The sequence below is a fragment of the Butyrivibrio sp. WCE2006 genome (genome assembly GCF_000701985.1).
Classification (GTDB): domain Bacteria; phylum Bacillota; class Clostridia; order Lachnospirales; family Lachnospiraceae; genus Butyrivibrio.
Map to the genome: position 1 here is coordinate 327,609 of NZ_JNKH01000001.1, position 19,688 is coordinate 347,296.

Annotated in this window: 19 protein-coding genes and 1 pseudogene; 4 read left to right on the forward strand and 16 right to left on the reverse strand. The window is 38.6% G+C overall.

Annotated elements, in window-relative coordinates:
• Nucleotides 1-26 precede the first annotated feature (26 nt).
• From T501_RS01390 to T501_RS01415, 6 genes and pseudogenes are all read right to left on the reverse strand, one after another.
• Nucleotides 27-671: an MBL fold metallo-hydrolase gene (locus T501_RS01390; RefSeq protein ID WP_044912793.1), complete on the reverse strand. Its 645-nt coding sequence runs from the start codon at nucleotides 669-671 to the stop codon at nucleotides 27-29.
• Between the two features lie 20 nt (nucleotides 672-691).
• Nucleotides 692-1,246 (reverse strand): annotated as a pseudogene (locus T501_RS01395) (thermonuclease family protein).
• On the reverse strand, nucleotides 1,221-1,511 hold the full coding sequence (locus T501_RS01400; protein ID WP_155994759.1) for a hypothetical protein: 291 nt from the start codon (nucleotides 1,509-1,511) through the stop codon (nucleotides 1,221-1,223). The pseudogene T501_RS01395 and the gene T501_RS01400 overlap by 26 nt, the downstream one beginning before the upstream one ends.
• Nucleotides 1,512-1,589: 78 nt before the next feature.
• On the reverse strand, nucleotides 1,590-1,961 hold the full coding sequence (locus T501_RS01405) for a hypothetical protein (RefSeq protein WP_044912795.1): 372 nt from the start codon (nucleotides 1,959-1,961) through the stop codon (nucleotides 1,590-1,592).
• Between the two features lie 78 nt (nucleotides 1,962-2,039).
• Nucleotides 2,040-3,626 (reverse strand): zinc-ribbon domain-containing protein, encoded by a 1,587-nt coding sequence (locus T501_RS19750; RefSeq protein WP_155994760.1) that lies wholly within the window; start codon nucleotides 3,624-3,626, stop codon nucleotides 2,040-2,042.
• A 748-nt stretch (nucleotides 3,627-4,374) separates the two neighbouring features.
• Nucleotides 4,375-5,763 (reverse strand): MATE family efflux transporter, encoded by a 1,389-nt coding sequence (locus tag T501_RS01415; protein ID WP_044912796.1) that lies wholly within the window; start codon nucleotides 5,761-5,763, stop codon nucleotides 4,375-4,377.
• 103 nt (nucleotides 5,764-5,866) lie between these two features.
• Here T501_RS01415 and T501_RS01420 point away from each other — a divergent pair, with 103 nt between their 5' ends.
• Complete coding sequence (locus T501_RS01420; RefSeq protein ID WP_035785880.1) at nucleotides 5,867-6,097, forward strand: hypothetical protein; 231 nt, start codon at nucleotides 5,867-5,869, stop codon at nucleotides 6,095-6,097.
• Between the two features lie 233 nt (nucleotides 6,098-6,330).
• On the opposite strand, the gene T501_RS01425 is transcribed toward T501_RS01420, so the two are convergent.
• Both T501_RS01425 and T501_RS01430 read right to left on the reverse strand, forming a co-directional pair.
• Nucleotides 6,331-7,509: a hypothetical protein gene (locus tag T501_RS01425; RefSeq protein WP_044912797.1), complete on the reverse strand. Its 1,179-nt coding sequence runs from the start codon at nucleotides 7,507-7,509 to the stop codon at nucleotides 6,331-6,333.
• A 217-nt stretch (nucleotides 7,510-7,726) separates the two neighbouring features.
• Nucleotides 7,727-8,896 carry an NAD(P)-dependent malic enzyme gene (locus tag T501_RS01430; RefSeq protein WP_026509297.1) on the reverse strand — a complete coding sequence of 390 codons (1,170 nt, stop codon included), beginning with the start codon at nucleotides 8,894-8,896 and terminating at the stop codon, nucleotides 7,727-7,729.
• Between the two features lie 158 nt (nucleotides 8,897-9,054).
• Between T501_RS01430 and pepF the strand changes: the two genes are divergently transcribed.
• On the forward strand, nucleotides 9,055-10,854 hold the full coding sequence (pepF, locus tag T501_RS01435; protein WP_026509296.1) for an oligoendopeptidase F: 1,800 nt from the start codon (nucleotides 9,055-9,057) through the stop codon (nucleotides 10,852-10,854).
• Nucleotides 10,855-10,945: 91 nt separating this feature from the next.
• On the opposite strand, the gene T501_RS01440 is transcribed toward pepF, so the two are convergent.
• Entirely contained in the window at nucleotides 10,946-11,647 is a 702-nt protein-coding gene (locus T501_RS01440) for a DUF975 family protein (protein ID WP_044912798.1), read from the reverse strand.
• Between the two features lie 451 nt (nucleotides 11,648-12,098).
• Between T501_RS01440 and T501_RS01445 the strand changes: the two genes are divergently transcribed.
• Nucleotides 12,099-13,154, forward strand: a complete 1,056-nt coding sequence (locus T501_RS01445) for a tyrosine-type recombinase/integrase (protein WP_044912800.1) — start codon at nucleotides 12,099-12,101, stop codon at nucleotides 13,152-13,154.
• A gap of 109 nt (nucleotides 13,155-13,263) precedes the next feature.
• Here the strand turns inward: T501_RS01445 and T501_RS01450 are convergent, their stop codons facing one another.
• The 4 genes from T501_RS01450 to T501_RS19755 all read right to left on the reverse strand — a co-directional run bounded on the left by T501_RS01450 (nucleotide 13,264) and on the right by T501_RS19755 (nucleotide 16,798).
• Nucleotides 13,264-14,523 (reverse strand): 6-phosphofructokinase, encoded by a 1,260-nt coding sequence (locus tag T501_RS01450; RefSeq protein WP_026509294.1) that lies wholly within the window; start codon nucleotides 14,521-14,523, stop codon nucleotides 13,264-13,266.
• Between the two features lie 114 nt (nucleotides 14,524-14,637).
• Nucleotides 14,638-14,985 carry a hydrogenase maturation nickel metallochaperone HypA gene (locus T501_RS01455; protein WP_044912801.1) on the reverse strand — a complete coding sequence of 116 codons (348 nt, stop codon included), beginning with the start codon at nucleotides 14,983-14,985 and terminating at the stop codon, nucleotides 14,638-14,640.
• Between the two features lie 150 nt (nucleotides 14,986-15,135).
• Nucleotides 15,136-16,260 (reverse strand): DUF5692 family protein, encoded by a 1,125-nt coding sequence (locus T501_RS01460; protein ID WP_044912803.1) that lies wholly within the window; start codon nucleotides 16,258-16,260, stop codon nucleotides 15,136-15,138.
• Between the two features lie 169 nt (nucleotides 16,261-16,429).
• Nucleotides 16,430-16,798, reverse strand: coding sequence for a LysM peptidoglycan-binding domain-containing protein (locus T501_RS19755; protein ID WP_050008052.1), 369 nt, complete (start codon nucleotides 16,796-16,798; stop codon nucleotides 16,430-16,432).
• A 459-nt stretch (nucleotides 16,799-17,257) separates the two neighbouring features.
• On the opposite strand from T501_RS19755, the gene lexA reads away from it, so the two are divergent.
• The gene (gene lexA / locus T501_RS01470; protein WP_026509291.1) at nucleotides 17,258-17,872 is read left to right on the forward strand and encodes a transcriptional repressor LexA; all 615 of its coding nucleotides are present in this window, start codon (nucleotides 17,258-17,260) and stop codon (nucleotides 17,870-17,872) included.
• A 133-nt stretch (nucleotides 17,873-18,005) separates the two neighbouring features.
• Here lexA and rsfS read toward each other — a convergent pair whose 3' ends face one another.
• The 3 genes from rsfS to nadD are packed head-to-tail and all read right to left on the reverse strand — an operon-like array spanning nucleotide 18,006 to nucleotide 19,644.
• The gene (rsfS, locus tag T501_RS01475) at nucleotides 18,006-18,374 is read right to left on the reverse strand and encodes a ribosome silencing factor (RefSeq protein ID WP_026509290.1); all 369 of its coding nucleotides are present in this window, start codon (nucleotides 18,372-18,374) and stop codon (nucleotides 18,006-18,008) included.
• 2 nt (nucleotides 18,375-18,376) lie between these two features.
• A complete protein-coding gene (yqeK, locus tag T501_RS01480) occupies nucleotides 18,377-18,958 on the reverse strand; it encodes a bis(5'-nucleosyl)-tetraphosphatase (symmetrical) YqeK (RefSeq protein ID WP_242845467.1) in 582 nt (193 codons plus the stop codon).
• 26 nt (nucleotides 18,959-18,984) lie between these two features.
• Entirely contained in the window at nucleotides 18,985-19,644 is a 660-nt protein-coding gene (nadD, locus tag T501_RS01485; RefSeq protein ID WP_044912804.1) for a nicotinate-nucleotide adenylyltransferase, read from the reverse strand.
• Nucleotides 19,645-19,688 lie beyond the last annotated feature (44 nt).

Below are 19,688 nucleotides of genomic sequence, written 5' to 3' on the forward strand. Positions count from 1 at the left end.
TATTTCTTTCAGGCGATGCTGAATTTTCATTCGAAATACTGTATCTTCTCTATCACCTTTACAGGAGAAGATACAAGCTCTGCAAATGCCTTCCCATCAGTCTTTTTCCCTACAATACTGCCGTAATGTGTGGGGATTGCATACTTGGGACGAATGATGTTTACGAGCTCTGCAGCTCTTTTAACATCCATCGTATATGTTCCGCCTACAGGGACAAGTGCGATATCACATCTGACTTGCTTTGCCTCTTTTGTTGCGCCGGTATCTCCGGCAATATAGACCCTTTTCCCGTTGATCCGTAAGATATATCCAAGCCATTCTGCCCTTCTTGGATGAAATGGCTTAACTGTATTGTATGCAGGAATCGTTTCAACTTCTAATCCGGATAATTCCTTATAGATCCCTGGTTTTAGGGGAATAATGCTCTTAACTTCTGCAGAGAGTTCCCTGGCATCATCCTCCATTCTTGCCGGGACTACAAGTACTGTGCTGCTTTTTATGACTTTTCTTATGTCCTCGATTGAAAAGTGGTCTGAATGAGAATGTGTTATGAAAACGTAGTCAGCATCATGGGGGTCACTTTTCATCTGAAAAGGATCCACATAGATTGTTCTGGTTTTATCTTTTATTCTTATACTGCTTTGCGTAAATACTTCAATGTTATCTAACATTAATTACTATTTCCGTCCTTTTAATTAAAAAATCCTGTTCCCCAGAAGCCTGCTTTCTGCTCTTTGGCAATCAGCTCCTGAGCTGCAAACCTCTCTGCGTATTTGGTATTGGGCTCGATCTCCATGGTTTTAGCATATCCGTTTTTTATGAGGAGCTCATTTACCATTGTACTCCCATCGGGGAGTTATACATAAGCCAGAGTTCTTTGGTAGCTGTCAGTTTGTTCCTTGTCATACTCAAGGTAAACACTATTACCTTCAAGGAGGTTTCTGGTATACTCAGATGCCTTATCTCCCTCAGGAGTATTCACTTTGTAGCCGTCGGAGGCCACGCTTTCCGGAGTGTCTATGCCGATGAGCCTTACATGGACATCGCCACCATCACTTTTAACAATGATCGTGTCACCATCTATGACACTCACCACATCATAAGGGCCATCAAAGTCCTGCGAAACTGAATTGATGGATTGCTTTAAGAGATACGTGATCAAATATATGAGAGCAAGAACTGCCACTGTGGCAATTACGCTCAGAATGTATTTTTTGTTTCTATTCTTCCTCTTCTTCGTCGCCATTAGAAGATGATTCCTTATCTCTTATGCTATCTATTCCACTTTTGATTGTTTCCTTGATCTTAGCCTTAACTTTTTTCTTGGCCTTCTTCTTAAGAATCTTTAGGACAATCAGAAGGATAATAAGACCAAGCACTCCAAGAATAACAGGTATATTATACTTTAGCATTTTTAAGGTTCTTTCACGCTGTTTCTTCTTGATATATTTCTCTATACGCTCTTTCATGATAAGTCCTTCCTGATGTTCTTTACCTACAGCTTGTGCCATCTATCCAGTATGTATCACGAGACTTGCCTGCTATTTAGTCAGTGCGTCCTCCATACTCATGCCTTTTCTTCTCCTGCTTCAATAGGTGCTTACCTTTACGTCATAAAAGGCGCACATTTCTGCCTCATTAGCATATTTGTTTCCAAGATGGTCTGTTACCCGGAATGACTTCCTATCAACGATGTCATCAATTGAATATCCATGTTTTAGCTTTAGGCGGAATGAGTTTGGATGGATGTCAAAGGCGTCACAGACTTCCTTCTGAGAATAGTAATCTTTTCCATCACATGAAAAATAAGGCTGCTTACCTTCAAGAGCTTCCTTGACGGACCAGCCTCGCTCGATTCGTTTGAGATATAAAGTTGGAGTTACACCAAAGGCATCACACATTTCCTTGATGGATTCGTATGTGATGCCATTATGGTCGGTACAAGGTGTTTTTGTGTTCATATATGCTTTTTATACTAAAAATGATTGTTTTTACTATAAAACAGTATATCACTTGTATGTGTTTTTTGTCATGGAAGCTTAAGCAAAGGGAAGCACCATTTGTTCATATTCAGGTTTTTTCGGCATAGTAACGATAGGTGCGACAGAGGGCTTTTTAGTGTCAGTACTGGCAACAAGCTCTGCCAGCATTGAGTGTCTGTCCTCAATCATGTTGTTATCAATAGACTCATAGAAAGCGTCATAAGTTCCTATAAGCGTTACCTGATGCTTCCCTCTTGTGATTCCGGTGTAAAGGATGTTTCTTTTCTTCATAAGTCCATGTCTTTGTGTAAGGCAAAGGACAACGGAATCATATTCAGAACCCTGGCTCTTATGTACAGTTGTGGCATAGGCAAGGGTCAGCTGCTCCTTTGCATCATTGTAGGAGTAGTCTACGCTTGTCGGATTTTCTCCGGGAAACAAAAACTTTACTTCATCAAATGTGATCTCAATGACATATCCAACATCGCCATTAGCAACATCATCTATATTTTTAAGCTGCATAACCGGATCTCCTGCTCTTAGGAGCATATCGTTTGGGATTTTCAGCTCGTTTTCACCTTTGGAAGGATTTAGTACATTCTGAAGAATGTTATTCACCCTGTAAACACCGCAAGCACCTTTTTTAAAGGGACAAAGGACCTTAACGTTTTCAAGGCCATATTGGTATATTTGCTGAAGTGCTGAGCCGATAAGGTTTTCTTCAGCTGTTTCAAGGTCTTCTGCTTCTACAATATGGAAATCATCACCGGTATTTAAGTTGTGAAGCCCGTTCTTTATATTCTGAGCATTCTCGCAGATATTAAGAGCATCGGCAGACTGCCTGTGGATAGTATCAAGCTGAACACAAGGAACAGCTCCGAACTGGATAAGATCCCTTAGAATAGATCCGCATCTTACTGAAGGAAGCTGATCAACGTCACCGATAAGACCAAGTGTTGAATCTTTGATGTTTCTGAGAAGCCCTTCCATAGTCCAGAGATCTATCATTGATGCCTCGTCTACGATCACTTTGGAATTTACCAGGCACTCTTCATTAAATCCCTTTGTGTCAGCAAATCTTTCATCATCAACAATGCCAAGGCCAAGAGCTGAATGTATGGTCTTAGCGGGGTAACCAGTAGATTCTGTAATTCTTCTCGCTGCTCTTCCGGTTGGTGAAAGAAATACGTTGTTATCCTTGCCTGCTTTATAACCACATTTTATGCACCCGTTGCCTTGAACAGTTCGTTTATTCAATGAAACTGTCCATCTGTGTCCACATATATGGCATTTCCAATGAACCTTCTTGCCACTATTGAACATTATCTCGCCCGGATAAATGTCATGCATTGCATTCTCTTCATAATCCCAATCAGCAAGAAGCTCCGGCATTTTTGTTTCTAAATCATTAACCCCTTTTTCAAAAATAAAGCCTGCACATTTGGGACATCCTGTATGATTCTTGGCACGATGATAAACTTCCGCTTCCCATCGATATCCACAAGTAGAGCAGTTCCAGTTTACATACTGTGAAGAACCTGCGGAAATCATGTCCGGTTTCAATTCACCATTTCTCTCATAATCCCATTCTTCGGCTAATTCCGGAGCAATTTCCTGAACAGAGTTATTTACTGGTCCTTTCAAATATGACAATATATCAAAGCGATCCCCTAGTTACGTCAATATCAGGTACCGAAGGTATTGAACCATTCTTTGTTTGATCTAGTATCCAGGTAATAACATTTTTTATACTAATACTTAATGCAACTTCATCTGACTCAGTCTCAGGTGAAAACACACACCAATCTGCAGCTGGAACTTCATCCACATGCTTTCTCTTTTCTCTGACTTGTATCAGTGTTATTCCATTTTCTTTGCAAATATCATACTTTCGCTGTTCTCTTTCGTATGCAGCTGCTTTCTTGTGATGCCATTATACGCCATCATATTCTATTCCTATCTTCAGATCAGGAATATAAACATCCAATTCCATGCTCCTAGTGAATATTTCTTTGTATCCGCTTATAGCTGTAGGATACACTTTTTTAACATAATAATATAAAGCCTGCTCCGCAAAAGAAGTTTGGCGACCGGAATTGCAGACAGGGCATTTTGTTCCAGCTCCATTTGTTCTATGTAAAACTGTTGCCGAGTATTTTTGTTACTTTGTTGCTCAAGGTCATAATTTCTATTATCAGTGAGAACACTTCGGGTATTCAAAGTTTTTGAGGGTCAATCATTTTGAGGGGTTGTCGTGAGGGGCTACTTTGAGGGTCTCTTGTGATAATAAACAAAACCAGGGTTAATCAGTTATTGAAACTGACTAATCCTGGTTCTTTTTATGCAGGGATCATTCCCTGCACTTCCTCCTTCACCTATATGTATACTGTCGTCAGATGTGCAACTCCTCTGCGTCCCGCCACATACGTCTGAACTCCTGGCGCAGAACGAAAAAGGAAACCACTGCAGCAAGAAAGTCTGCGACAGGACCAGCGTATAGGACACCTTTGATGTCAAACATCAGTGGTAGAAATAGCAACAGAACAATCAACGTCAGCTGCTTGGAAAGTGAGATCATGATCCCGCGCTTCGCCTTACCCACAGAGGTCATAACATGCATTGAGATGGGTGGAATGCCTGCGAGGATAACCAGCAGCATAAATACATGCATATAAAGAATGGCAAATTCCTCATATCCACCTGCGCTACTGCCAAATATCTGGAGAATCTGATGAGGGAAGACCCAGAAACAGACTGTCTCAATGGCTCCAACAATCAGCGCATACCGCAGCGTAGCAAAGTATGTATCTGTCACACGGCGGTATTTTTTCGAACCATAGTTGAAGCCCAGGATGGGCTGACCACCTATGCCGCATCCGATAATTGTAGAATAAAACAGGAAGTTAACCTTGGTCACCACGCCGGCTGCGGCCAGTGCCTCGCTGCCACCATAGACAGAAAGTGCTCCATAGTGTCGCAGTGCGCTGTTCAGGACAAGATTCATCACCATCATGGCCGCCTGATTAAGACTGGGAGCAGCACCGATGGAAACAATCTGCTTAAGATTCTCACCTGTGATCAGAAAAAGATGTGCTTTTACGCGCCCCGTTTTGAATCGGAACATATAGGTAATAACCATTACCGCAGACAGAATCTGTCCCAGGATTGTTGCCAGTGCCGCACCTGCTATCCCCATATTCAGCGGGTACAGGAAGAGATAGTCCAGCACAAAATTCAACGCCACGCCTGATATGGAACAGATCAGCGCATATCGGGGACTACCATCTGAACGTATCAGTAGCGTTCCTCCGGCAGTTACAGCAAGGAACGGAACGCCAATGGCGATAATGCGCATATAGGTCAGCGCGTAGGGAAAAACTTCCTCCGTAGACCCAAACAGATTGACGAACCACGGCGTGAATATGCCCACAATCAAGCCCAGAAGGAGTCTTTCCGCCGTGATCAGGGTCAGGCCATTCATGCCAAATGTCATGGCCTCATCCTTTTTTCCTCTGCCATTGAGGATGTTAAAGTTCACAGCGGCGCCATTACTGAACAGAAGCGTCAGCGCACCGCATAAAAACGTCAGCGGATAGGCAACCGTCGTTGCAGCGTTACCGAGATACCCAATCCGCTGCCCGATAAAAACCTGATCCATCATGTTATACAGCGAGCCAATTAGCGTACTGATTATTGATGGTATGGCATACTGTAGCAGCAGTCGGCCAATGGGCTGCTCTCCAAGTGGGTTTCCGCCCTGAGCAGAGGCTGTTTTTTCCATAACGTGCTCCTTCTGTTGGATGGTGTCTCCCTGCGATGAACTATCTTTTCTGTATCTGATAACTTTAATGATATCCTCACGTATATACCCATTGTATCAAATCATGAACTACCACGCACCTAATGGTGACAATGTCTTTGATGATGATGGATGGCCGCTAGACTTTATAAACACTCTTCGCAGCTGGAAAGAAATGCGCGAATACTTTGACTGCGTAAATGAAGAACAAAAAGAATCTGAAGAAGGCACTCAAAGCTTTGCTTCTATACCTGATGGAAATGTGTTTGATGATTTTCCAGAAGACTTTCTAGGCGCAACAGATTTACCTTTCTGACTTATAACTCAGCCCGCGGAGTAATCCGTGGGCTATTAAAATGGCTCCAACATACAGACCCTCAAACCAGACCCTCAAACCAGACCCTCAAACTAGACCCTCAAACCAAACCCTCAAAAACTCCCCATACTAAAAGGGCCAGACCCTCAAAGTCAGACCCTCAAAACGCTTGGCAAACCCTCAAAAAGTTTGATTATCCATTTTTTCACAGCCCCTTTTTTATCCGTTTCTGATCAGTTCGTGTTTCTTAGTCCTGAATTTCCTTGCCATTCATATGTGGAATCAGCGTCTTTGGTATATTCAAATACCATGGCAATATTGGAATCACTAATTGTTATTATCTGTTTTCCATCATAATCGGATCTAAAGTATATCATTTTTTCCTGACCTTCATCTGTGGCAACATATATTGTCCCATCATCCCAGGATAAATCGTAATAGGTTCCGATAAAATGCGCATAGCCTTTACCATCAGGACAAAGCATCATATCGAATTCAACACCAGCATTTTTTAATTGATCTTTTGTGTATGTGGTGCCATTCTCCTGAAAAGCCATTATCTCATAATATCCGACATCTTTATGCTTTGAAGTTGATAAATCAGGTAGATATGATGAATCAAATTGCGCTGTATCAGTGTTATCACTACTATCATCAGATTTAGGTGTAACGGATAATGAACCCTTAAGCGAAGTTGAAGCGCCATCCAAAGCATCTTCAAACTCCTCTGATGCTTTTTCTATTTCTTTCGAAGCGTCATCTGCTGCATCATCAATAGTATCTTTTGCATCATCTGCTATTTCGTCTATCTGATTCATGGCATCATCATAGGCAGAATCCAATATATCATCTGTAATCTGATCTATGGTCTTATTGGTATCACCATTTTCATATGCTTTTATCTCATCCTCGGTCATTTTTACAAAGACCATCTCATCTATTCCCTGTTTAAGTGTGAACTCACCATTTACAAAAGTATACTCTGTGACAGTATCTTCACTCTCATCATGAACAGTAATAGCTTTGTCATCCCAGTTTAAACCAGTAATTTCTCCAAGCATGTTAATAGATCCTGTACCATCTTCATTAAGTATCATATAGATGCCGGAACCCATATCCTGAAGTTCTAAAAGTTCTGCAGTAATATCTTCGCCTTCAGAGATAAATTTAATTAGTTTATAATAGCCTGAAACTGAGTTATCATCAGCTTTAGTACTCTCCTTTTCGGTTCCTTTACTTGATGTCTCTACGGTTTTTGCGGATGCATTAGAAGCCTGCGATGTAGCCTTTAGTTTTCCCTCTGATATCTCTGTACGAACATTTTCTTTGGCGTTTTTCTTAGACGAGCCACAGGCACTCATGGAGACTGACAAAGTCAGAATTAATGAAACTACAAGAATTTTCCTAAACATAAGCAGTTCCTCCCTATAAGTTGCATCAATGTTCCCATGTAAATTATAAATGAAAGAAACAAATAAAATTATTAAAAAGCTATAAAATAAAATTTCATTGCGGAGCGCTTTTTATTCAATAGGAAATCCGAAGGAATTTCCTCGTTGAATAAAAAAAGAGCCCCAAATGCGACGAGCACATTTTGGACTCAATAATTATTTGTTATGAAAAGAAGTATTATATTCTTGCTACGCCGCATTCACGAGCAGCTTTAGCTACTGCATCTGCAACGGCTTTTCCGACTCTCTTATCAAAGGCAAGAGGAAGAATATATTTATCATTAAGTTCTTCAGGAGAAACAAGGTCTGCAAGTGCATAGGATGCGGCCTGCTTCATCTCTTCTGTAATATCCTTGGCACGAACATCAAGCGCACCTCTGAAAAGTCCTGGGAAACAAAGTACATTATTTATCTGGTTCGGATGATCACTTCTGCCTGTACCAACAACTGCTGCGCCTGCTTCAAGTGCCTCATCAGGCTCGATTTCAGGAACAGGATTAGCCATAGGGAATACAATAGCGCCTTCAGCCATGGATTTAATCATATCCTTAGATACTATGTGAGGAGCACTGACACCTATAAATACATCGGCACCTTTCATGGCATCTGCAAGAGATCCTGAGAACTTTTCAGGGTTTGTCTTTTGTGCCATCTCTTCCTGAGCAGAATTCATTTCAATTCCTTCACAGAGTATGCCGAATCTGTCTACCATTTTAAGATGCTTTACACCAAGGTTCATAAGATGCTTTCCTATTGCAATACCTGCAGATCCGGATCCATTTATTACGACTTTTGCTTCAGATAATTCTTTTTTTACTACGCGAAGAGCATTTATAAGAGCTGCGCCTACAACAACTGCTGTTCCATGCTGATCATCATGAAATACGGGAATATCGCAAATTTCCTTAAGCTTTCTCTCAATCTCAAAGCATCTGGGTGCAGCTATATCCTCAAGATTTATGCCGCCAAAAGAACCTGAAATAAGATATATTGATCGAACTATTTCATCTACGTCCTTGCTTCTGATACAGATGGGAAAAGCATCCACATCTGCAAACTCTTTAAATAATGCACATTTACCTTCCATTACAGGCATACCTGCCTCAGGACCGATATCGCCAAGACCAAGAACAGCAGTTCCGTCTGTTATTACAGCTACAAGGTTATGACGTCTTGTAAGTGTATATGACTTATCATAATCCTTCTGTATCTCAAGGCAAGGTTGTGCAACACCGGGTGTATAGGCTAAAGAAAGATCCTCTTTATTTTCAACCTTTACTCTTGATACTACTTCTATTTTTCCCTGCCACTCTCCATGTAATCTAAGGGATTCTTCAGCATAGTTCATAGATAAATTCTCCTCTTAAGTATTTTTTAATTGTGTTCTCCAATTGGATATATTCTGGTATACTAATTGGGTGCAATGCGTCATTAGAAATATACACGTATACATACAATTGGGCTATAATTAGCTCATTATTAAATAATAATAAGGAGAATAACTAAATGCAAGGAAAATTACCAAAAAGACAAGAAGTTGACATGTCACTTACATGGCGACTTGAGGATATTTATGAAAATGAGGATCTTTGGGAGGCAGACGTAAAGGAGGCCCTCTCAATAGCTGATAAGTTATCAGAATATAATGGAAAGCTCTCAGATAGTTCTAAGGCGCTTTTAGAGGCACTTAAGCTCTATGAGAAGGCTGACCTTCTGACAAGTAAATTCTATGGCTATGCCCATATGAGGCACGATGAGGACACTGCAAATTCCAAATATAACGGAATGAATCAGAGGGCTACTTCAGCTAATATTCAGATTGAAGAGAAGGCTTCTTTTGTAGAGCCTGAGATACTTTCTATTTCTGATGATAAACTCTCCTCTTTTTATGAAGAAGAACCGGAGCTTAAAAATTATGAATTAAAGATCAGGGAAATAAGAAGGCTTAAAGACCATATTCTCAGCAAGGAACTTGAACAGCTAATCGCTTCAGCAGGTGAAATGGGACGCACTCCCTATAACGGCTTTAATATGCTATCCGATGCTGATTTAAAATTCCCCAGTGTTACTGATTCAGAAGGAAATGAAGTTGTTCTTTCAAACGGCAGATTTGTACCTGTTCAGATGTCAAAAGACAGAGACCTTAGAAAGAAAGCATTTGAAGCATTCTATGGCAGATATGAAGAGTTCAAAAATACCTGGGCTGCTCTCTATGATGGTGAAGTTAAGACCAGAATATTCAATGCTAAAGCAAGAAAATATAATTCCAATTTCGAAGCAGCTGTTGATGAGAATAATGTAGATCCTAAGGTCTGTGATAGACTTATCGAATCCATACATAATGGTTTTGACAAGATGCATAGATATGTTGCTCTTCGTAAAAAGCTTCTCGGTGTCGATGAACTGCATATGTATGATGTATATGTTTCAATGATAAGTGATTTTGATATGCAAGTAAGCTATGATGAGGCAAAAGACATCTCTCTTAAGGCTCTTGCACCTCTTGGCGATGAATATCTTAATATCGTAAAGGAAGCCTATGAAAGTCGTTGGATTGACGTTGTAGAGAACGAAGGAAAAAGAAGCGGTGCATATAGCAGCGGTGCTTACGGCGTTCATCCCTATATGCTTCTTAACTACAACAATACACTTGAAGATGTATTTACTCTTGTTCATGAAATGGGTCACTCAATGCACACCTGGTATTCAGAGCATGAGCAGAGCATCTGGAATGCAGACTATAAGATTTTTGTTGCTGAAGTAGCATCTACTACAAATGAAGTACTTCTCTACCATTATCTTAAAGATAATGCCAAGAGCAAAGAGGAAAAGGCGTATATCATCAATCATTTCCTTGAGAGCTTCAAGTCAACAATGTACAGACAGACCATGTTTGAGGAATTTGAAAGAAAAACAAATGAAATGGCTGAAAATAGTGAGCCTCTTACAGCAGAATCTTTATCAGAAGTCTACTACAACCTGAACAAAGAATACTTTGGAGAGAATATGGTTTCTGATCCTCAGATTGCATATGAATGGTGCAGAATACCTCATTTCTACTACAATTTCTATGTTTATCAGTATGCTACAAGCTTTGCTGCTGCTGTTTCAATCGCTAAAAAGATCCTTGATGAAGGAAGCAGTGCTGTTGAGCAGTATAAAAAATTCTTAAAGAGTGGATGTACACAGGATCCTGTAAGCCTTCTGAAGATAGCCGGAGTAGATCTTACAACTGCTAAGCCGATTGAAGATGCACTCAAGGTATTTGAAGAAGCACTTGAAGAAATGGAAGAACTTTTTAAATAAGTAAATAAAACGGTGCTGTCACAGTAATGCGACAACACCGTTATTTTAATCAGTGCATTTAGTAAATATTTTAAGTTTAGTACAAGCTGGTTCAAACATTTTCAGGCTGAGGATTGAAGGTTTCCTTAATTGCTGTATAAAGCTCTGCATCAGAGCACATCTTATAAGGGAATGAATAGAAAACTCCAACTATTCCGCAAGTGATGATAGCAAGTATGTACCATCCGATGAAAGAAAGATCATAAATAAAAGCATTCATCTTCTGCCCATTCATCATTGTTCTTGAAAGTGTAATAGCTTCACTTGCTGTCATATCAGGATTGTCTGCAAGTATATATGGAACCAGTCTGTAAGAATATGACTTAATGATTCCGGGAATAAAGCAGAGTAATGTCCAAAGACATAAATAAAGATCTTTTAAAAACATTACCTTTACAATATTCATCCAATTACTTTTAAAACCATAGGTTACTTCTGAAATCTGTGCATTATCCTGAGTTCTGTTAACAATACAGAATTTCTGACATCCTACCTGTAATACATTAAACAATAAAATATCGATAACTACCGCAACCAAAAAAGCAACACCTACAACACCTAAAATAACAGCAACAATTTCAGGTGAAAGATTAGCAAACTGATCTCTAATCTGCTCATTGTTTGCGCTGTTTGCAGTACCTCCTGCACTTCCTCCAGCACATATGCCCAGAATGATTGAAACAACAATACAAGCCCATCTGTTTTTCTTAAAATTTGCAAGGCCATTTGCTTTAATTTGAGCATTTGTCCACATAATTTTCTCCTCCTTCACAAGTTTTTTATTATTACAAGATTATTATACATCATAAAGCAGAAATTAAATATAATTTTTTCGATAATTAGAAATATTTATTTTTCTTTTCTAACTATTGTATATAATTTAGAAATTAGGTAGAATTTATTTTCTATTTTCAGTCATGATATAATTAGTATGTACCGTTTTTTTTGAAGAGATGGATGCCACTAGTGTCTTGTCTGGATGACAATTTGTTTAATTACTTGTCTAATTCTCAATATGCATCATCATCTTCAATCGCCGTAGCCACCGCTACGACTCATTCAGATTCCTAGCCTATTGAGAATGATACTTCGTAATTAAATCAAAAGTCATCCAGACAAAACACTTGCGTATGTCCTTTGGACGCTCAATGGTCCGGCTATTTAAGAAACGATGCTTTAGCATAAATATAGGAGGAGTTAAAGTTATGGGGGCAGACTCAGAATATAATAAAAAACTTCATTTAAAACGCTTGGAGAAGCTTCATACACTGGAAGATATGCTACCTGTGTATTGTATCCCTTTCCTGGACGACAAAGAGCTTACGTCGCAGATTAATACAGTTATCTCCTATGCATACGATCTTATTACATTCTTTCAATTTCTTAAGGAACGCAATCCTTTACTAAAAGATATTGTAGAAATAAAGAATATTGAATTAGAACTACTTGATCGACTTTCATTTGAGGATATTAATGAGTTTCAGAGATATCTTTCCTTTAATAATGGAGAAAATAAGCACATAAATAAAGAAAAAGGTATCGCAAGAAGAATGTCTGCGGTGCGTGGTTTCTATGAATTCATGTGCCAGCATCATTATCTTAAGAATAATCCTACTCTTGGTGCTGCGAAGCGTAAAAAAACGCCTAAGAAAGATATTATCAGAATGAATTCCGAAGAGGTTAATACTCTTATGGACACTGTGATAAACACTGAAATCAAGGTTTCAGCCCGTCAGCGTTCATTATGTGAAAAAACTAATTTACGGGATACAGCTATATTTACTCTCCTTTTGAATACGGGTATTCGTGTATCAGAATGTGTTGGACTTGATGTTGATGATATCAATTTTGACGAGAATTCCTTTAGTGTAGTTCGTAAAGGTGGTAATACACAGATTTTATACTTTAACAGAAATACTGCTGAAGCACTAAAAGAATATATTGAATTTGAAAGACCGTCTCTTGTGTCCAATGATAAAGAAAAAGCCTTATTCTTATCGCTTAGGAAAAGCAGAATAACTGTCAGAAGTGTCGAACTCATGGTAAAAAAGTACACACAAATGGCTGTACCCGGAAAAAAGCTTACTCCACATAAAATGAGAAGCACATATGGTACTGCTCTTTATCGTGAAACCGGTGATATCAGACTGGTTGCTGATGTTCTTGGCCATAAGGATATAAATACAACAGCTAAGCACTACGCTGCTATTGAAGAAGAACACAGACGTCGTGCAGCTACAATTGATCCATACAGTAATTGATAAAATTAAAAAACTCCGATTATTGTTATACTGATAATCGGAGTTTTAATTATATAGAATTAAAATATTTAGTTATTTTTTGGTCAATTATTTCAGGCTTTGAATCGGCTTACAGCAGTTCCTGGAATCCGGGTACAAACAGATGTCTCGGAATACCATCTACCATGATAGGACCTACATCACCCTGAATAAGAGGACGAACATATGTAATAAATTCATCTGTTACATAGGTGCCTTCCTTATTGATCCATTCTCTGGGAACAAGACGCTCATCATTAGCAATCTTGTGAACATCCTTAACTTCAGTACCTGCCTGATAAGGATCATCTGAAAGTCTTTCGATAACAACCATCTTGCCGCTATCACCTTCATCTGCAGCTTTCATAGCTGCACCACCAACTTCATAAGCTTCAAGGATATCAACACGTGAAGCACAGTGACTTGCAGCTCTCTGAAGAGTTGAAAGCTCAATTGCTCTTGTCTTACAACCAATTTCAGTTGAGAGAACTGTGCAAAGATATCTGGCAGTACCGGTAAGCTGTTTATGACCAAATGCATCTACATATTCAACGCCGTTGTCATACTCACTGATATACTTACCATCTTTGTCATGTATACCTTCGGAAATTGCAATAACTACGTTTGCTTTCTCCTTCAGCAACTTCTTAACCTTATCGATGAACTTTTTAACATCGAAAGGAAGCTCAGGAAGATAAATAGCATCGGGACCATCACAGTCTTCACCTCTTGAAAGAGCTGCCGAACCTGTGAGCCATCCTGCATTTCTACCCATGATCTCAACAATAACAACCTGACCATGCTCAGTTTCAAGACTCCATCCATCACGGATAATTTCTTTTACAGAAGTTCCGATATACTTTGCTGCTGATCCATAACCGGGCGTATGATCAGTAAGAGCCAGATCATTATCAATGGTCTTGGGACATCCAACAAATCTTACAGAAGATCCGGAAATAATTGCATAATCCGAAAGCTTCTTGATGGTATCCATAGAATCATTGCCACCGATGTAGATGAAGCAATCGATTTCCAGGTCAGAAAGAATCTGGAAAATCTTTTCATAAGTTTCTTTACTCTCGAAAATCTCAGGAAGTTTGAATCTACATGATCCAAGATATGCAGATGGTGTCCTCTTAAGAAGCTCAGCATCAAGACCGGTCTTGATATGATCAGCAAGATCAACATATCTTCCTTCCATCAGACCCTGAACACCGTGGATCATACCGTAAACCTTCTTGTATCCACGATCGATAGCTGTACGATAAACACCTGCAAGTGAGGAATTAATAGCAGCTGTGGGTCCTCCTGACTGTCCAACAATTACGTTTCTCTTCTCCTTCGTTGCCATGGTTATGAATACCCCCTTATCTAGTTTAGTTATGCAACATGTATATATTTTACCAAAATAAGTAGGATATGTCATTAATAATGAACATAATTATAAAATGTTTTTGAATATTCTTTATTCCGTTACTTCAATTTCCTTAATGAGGAATTCATTTCCTTGTAGCAAATATGTTTTTTCACTTCTGCAAAACGGGCAAATACGTCCATGTTCCAATGTTCTGTATTCCTTTTTGCATTCCTCACAATAAGTAATGGCGGGAATTGTTTCGATAGAAAGCTTTGTATTTTTTAGAAAATCCTGCTTAGAAGCTGCCCAATTAAAGCAGTCTGTAAGAATGTGAGGTATTACAGTAGAAACCTCACCAAGCTCAATTGTAACCTTATCAATTTTTTCTAACTGATTTTCTTCTGCAACAACCTTAAGATCATCAATTATATGAAAAACAACACCAAGTTCGTGCATAATACCTCTTTAGATATAGCCATAATATGATTTATTCTTACGAATTATGGCTGAATATTTGTTTTTAATATATTTAGTCTAAATACGGATACCGCAATCACATATGACGTGATCAGGGTATCCGTTTATTATTAGATATTAAAATACATATCAGGCTTTTTCTGCTCTTTCCATGGCAAGCTTGAAGTCCTTTGTATCTCCAAATACTTCATTAGCATATGGATTCTTGCCAAGCTTGACAGATCTCTTAATAATCTCAGCTATGCAGATTACATTGATTGCAATAGCAAGCACTGCAACAAAGCCCTGCATTCTCGGATCTGCAGTTATACCCATTGAAGCGATGATCTCACCTGCCTGGGATGATTTACCTGCACCTGAATTATAAAGATCAATTGCCTTAGCATAGAGGTCCATTGTTGTAATACCGTTCTCAGTAGCTCCACCATAAACTGAAGGCAGTGCAGCTGCAAATTTACTTGAAAGCTGGAATCCGGGTACTACCTGAGCCCACATACACCATATTGCAAGTGTATTTGCTCTGTTCTGTATCCATGCCCCCTTGTTCCAAAAAGCATTGGCAAAAGTAGGAGCAAGAAGAAGTGCAACACCGCAATACCAAGAATGTGTAGGAAGGTTAAGATATGTGTATTCAAAATTCCATACATCATATGCAAGTATGAACCATACTGTCATGTCAGGCCAAAGCATATCTGACTGGTTTCTGTCATTAGATGTGTAAAGATGTATGCAGCCTGTCATACAGAAAATATTGATCATACCGGCAATGGCATTTACAACATTCCACCATCCACCGTAGATGAATACACCTTCATTTGAAGCCCACCAGGCACCACTTAAGTCACCGGAAATCTTAAATGCAGCAATTGCAGATTCCATATCTGATACATTAGCAATCATGATATTAGCAGCAACTATAAACCAGGGGAACCATGCAAACCATTTTTCCTTTCCGATGCCCCATTTATACTTGATCATCATAAAGCCTACGCAGCCTATATCAGCAGCATAGAGTTTGAAATAATGGAACCAGCCGTCCATAAATGCAACTGTAGGGTTAGATGCTCCACCGAATGCACCCATATGTGCAGCAATGAAATAAACAGTAAGAATTGTAGGGATTATAACGAATACAACCATTCCGCCTGCTTTTGTACGACGACCAATCTCATTCATAAGGATAAGTCCCACAAATACCAGTACCCAACCTAATAATTGAGAGCTGGCTGTGGTGCCGTAAAGTTGAAATAGCATAAAGCACCTCCAAAAATTGATATTATTAAGTATATAAATAAATAATAGCAATTTGCATGTGCAAATTGCTATTGGCAAAACTCATATAATTTACATTCAATATTTAGATACTATTATTCAATATGTGGTTTCCTTAATTGATCTAAGCTTGTAAACATACTGATTATATTCATTTCTCCAGTTCAGAATAATAAGGAATGATAAGATTAGTTCCTGCTCTCAGCTTAGAATCAGGGGAAATTCTATTAATATGTGCTATATCCGTAACATATTCCCTTGTATTTCTGTAATGAAGTTCATCCATATATTCTTCAGCAATTGACCATACAGAATCTCCGGAGGTTACACTTACAGATGTATAGTATCTGAACTGTTCATTATCTGAATTAGCACTGGCATCTGAGTTAAAGGAAAAAGACAATATTATAAACAAAGATAAGATAATAGATGCCATTACACAAAATGTTATGATTCTTCTTTTTATTATTACTTCTCTTCTGTGATGCCTTCTTGTTAATGCTCTTTGTTCTGCTCTCATCTCTCTCCTCCATTTATCGACCTAAGTGGTACCGCATACTGCGGATTCCTTAGGTCAAACCAGTATTTTCAAAATTGATTTGACACTACATAGCCGAACAAACGTTGCGAACAACTGTTCTGTATTAAATATATCGAACATATTTTCTTTTGTCAATAGAATATTCGTACGTTTGTTCTTTTTGAATCTTAAATAAATCATTCGTTTTAGTTCATAATTTGTTCATATTTATCCAGTATATTTATATCAAGATAGTTGATGAACGAAATCACTATCTCCCCCTCATAAGAAAATCGCAGGACACTCACAGTAATGTGAGTGTTTTGTGATTAATCCCTTTTCTTTATATTTCTATAATAAACTTCGATGTGTCCCATAAAAAGTACAGCGAATATATGTTTGCGTTATGCCCTGGTTTATGATAAACTGAACATAGGTTCTTGAAAATGGAGGAATAATATGGAAAAAGGAAAAATCAGTGAAAAGCAGAAAGAAATCCTTGAATATATTAAGGAATGTATTCTGGATAAGGGGTATCCGCCGACTGTAAGGGAGATCTGTGAGACTGTTCATTTAAAGTCTACATCTTCTGTTCACTCTCATCTGGAGACTCTTGAAAAGAACGGATATATTCGCAGGGATCCTACTAAGCCCCGTACCATAGAGATTTGTGATGATTCTTTTAACATGGTACGTACTGATATGGTTAGTATTCCAGTGGTTGGACAGGTAGCTGCAGGTATGCCGATCTTAGCTGAACAGAATATTGATAGTTATTTTCCTATTCCGGCTGATCTTTGCCCTAAGGGTGAAATGTTTATATTGAATGTTAAAGGTGATTCAATGATTAATGCAGGAATTTTTAATGGCGATCGTATTTTTGTTGAATCCTGCAATACTGCTAAGAATGGTGAACAGGTCGTAGCACTAATAGATGATTCTGCTACTGTTAAGACATTCTATAAAGAGAACGGCCATATAAGACTTCAGCCCGAAAATGATGCTATGGATCCTATTATTGTTGATGATTGCGAGATTTTGGGTAAAGTTTTTGGCGTTTTAAGACTATATTAAGAATAAGCGCACTTGCTCGTTAGAAACTCACTTAGTGCTTTGCTCTAATAATTCAGCGGACTATGATTCATGTCATAGCCCGCTTTTATATTGATTTTTAATTCTATTCGACTATTTGTTAGTACAAATTCTATTAGTCCAAATCTTCTTTAGTTACATGCTTTCCATCGCGCCATATTCTTTCCAAATCATAGAAAAGCCTGTTTTCCTGATCGAAGATATGGACAATCACATCACCAAAATCCTGAAGGATCCAGAACGCACTTTCATAGCCCTCAATATCCTTTTTCTCATATCCGGCTCTTCCGAGAGACTCTTCTACTTTGTCTGCCATAGCCTGTATCTGAGAACGGTTTGTTCCACTGGCTACGATAAAGTAATCGCCAAGAGAAGAAACCTCACTGATATCGATTATCTCAATGTCCTGTCCTTTTGTGTTCTCGATTGCTTCTACTGCAAGTTTAACCATCTGTTTTGAATTTTCAATTGAATGTTCTGCCATTATTAATTATCCTTTTTTAAATAATATTCATAGGTCTTTGCTGTCATATCATCGCACTCTTTATCAATGTTTTTTAGATAGTTCAGAGTATCTGATAATATATGTAGCATACATTTATCAAGGTCTGTATAAGCAAGTTTTCTGATTTCACTCATATGCTCCAGCGGTTTCCTGTTTGGCTCAATGAAATCGGCAATAAAAACTATCTTTTCAAGATCAGTCATACCGGGATGCCCTGTGGTATGCCATCGGATTGCACCAAGTATGTCCTCATCTTCTATTCCATATTTATGTTCCGCAAGGCACATGCCTGCTTTTGCATGTATTAATGCAGGATTTCGTCTCTCTACATCAGTAATCTCGACGCCATACTTTTTGCATATTTTGATTTGCTCATCATGTTCCAGATTCTTGGCACAATCATGAAGATAGCCTGCAGTAATCGCTTTATCAATTGGAACATCATGTACTGCAGCCATATTAGCAGCTGTATATGCGACTCCAAGCGTATGATCAAATCTATCCGCATTAAGTACAAGCTTCATTTCTTTTCTAAGCTTATGGGATATTTCTAAGATCTTCACACTCAAGAATAATACCTCCCGTAAACTCAGCCATTGTATATTTTTACATCATCATCAGAATTATCAGGAGCCGGCATACCGTTGTACAAATTCTTTATACTTGCAAAATCAATTACAGATTCCGGAAGCATATATCGAACAGATCTGCCGTTTTTAATTCTGGCTCTTATATCACTACTTGAAATCTCAATATTGTTCAGTTGAAGAAGTCTTATATCTGCGCCATATTTATCATGCAGATAACTTCTGTGCTTATCCATCTCTTCGAGAGATAATGAGCCTCTTACACCTGCTAAAATAACACAATTAGCAAATATCTCCTCTGAATGATACCAGCTTTCGAGCTGTTTAAATGTATCACCGCCTACAATGAAATATATCTCATCGCCTGGATACATCTTCTTAAGCTCTCTCAAAGTATCTATAGTATAGGTTTTACCCTCACGGTCAATTTCAAGTCGTGAACAGGTAAAATAAGGATTACTGTCAATGGCAAGCTTCACCATCTGATATCTAAGCTCTCCCGGAGCAACATTATCATTTTCCTTCATGTATGAGATGCCACTTGGCATAAAAATCACCCTATCAAGTCCGAATTGCTCTCTGGCAGCTTCTCCTAAAATAAGATGAGCATTATGAATAGGATTGAACGTTCCACCTAAAAGTCCGATTTTTCTACTTGCCATATAAAAGTCCCCTTTTTATAATCATTTGATTATTTTATTTTTGA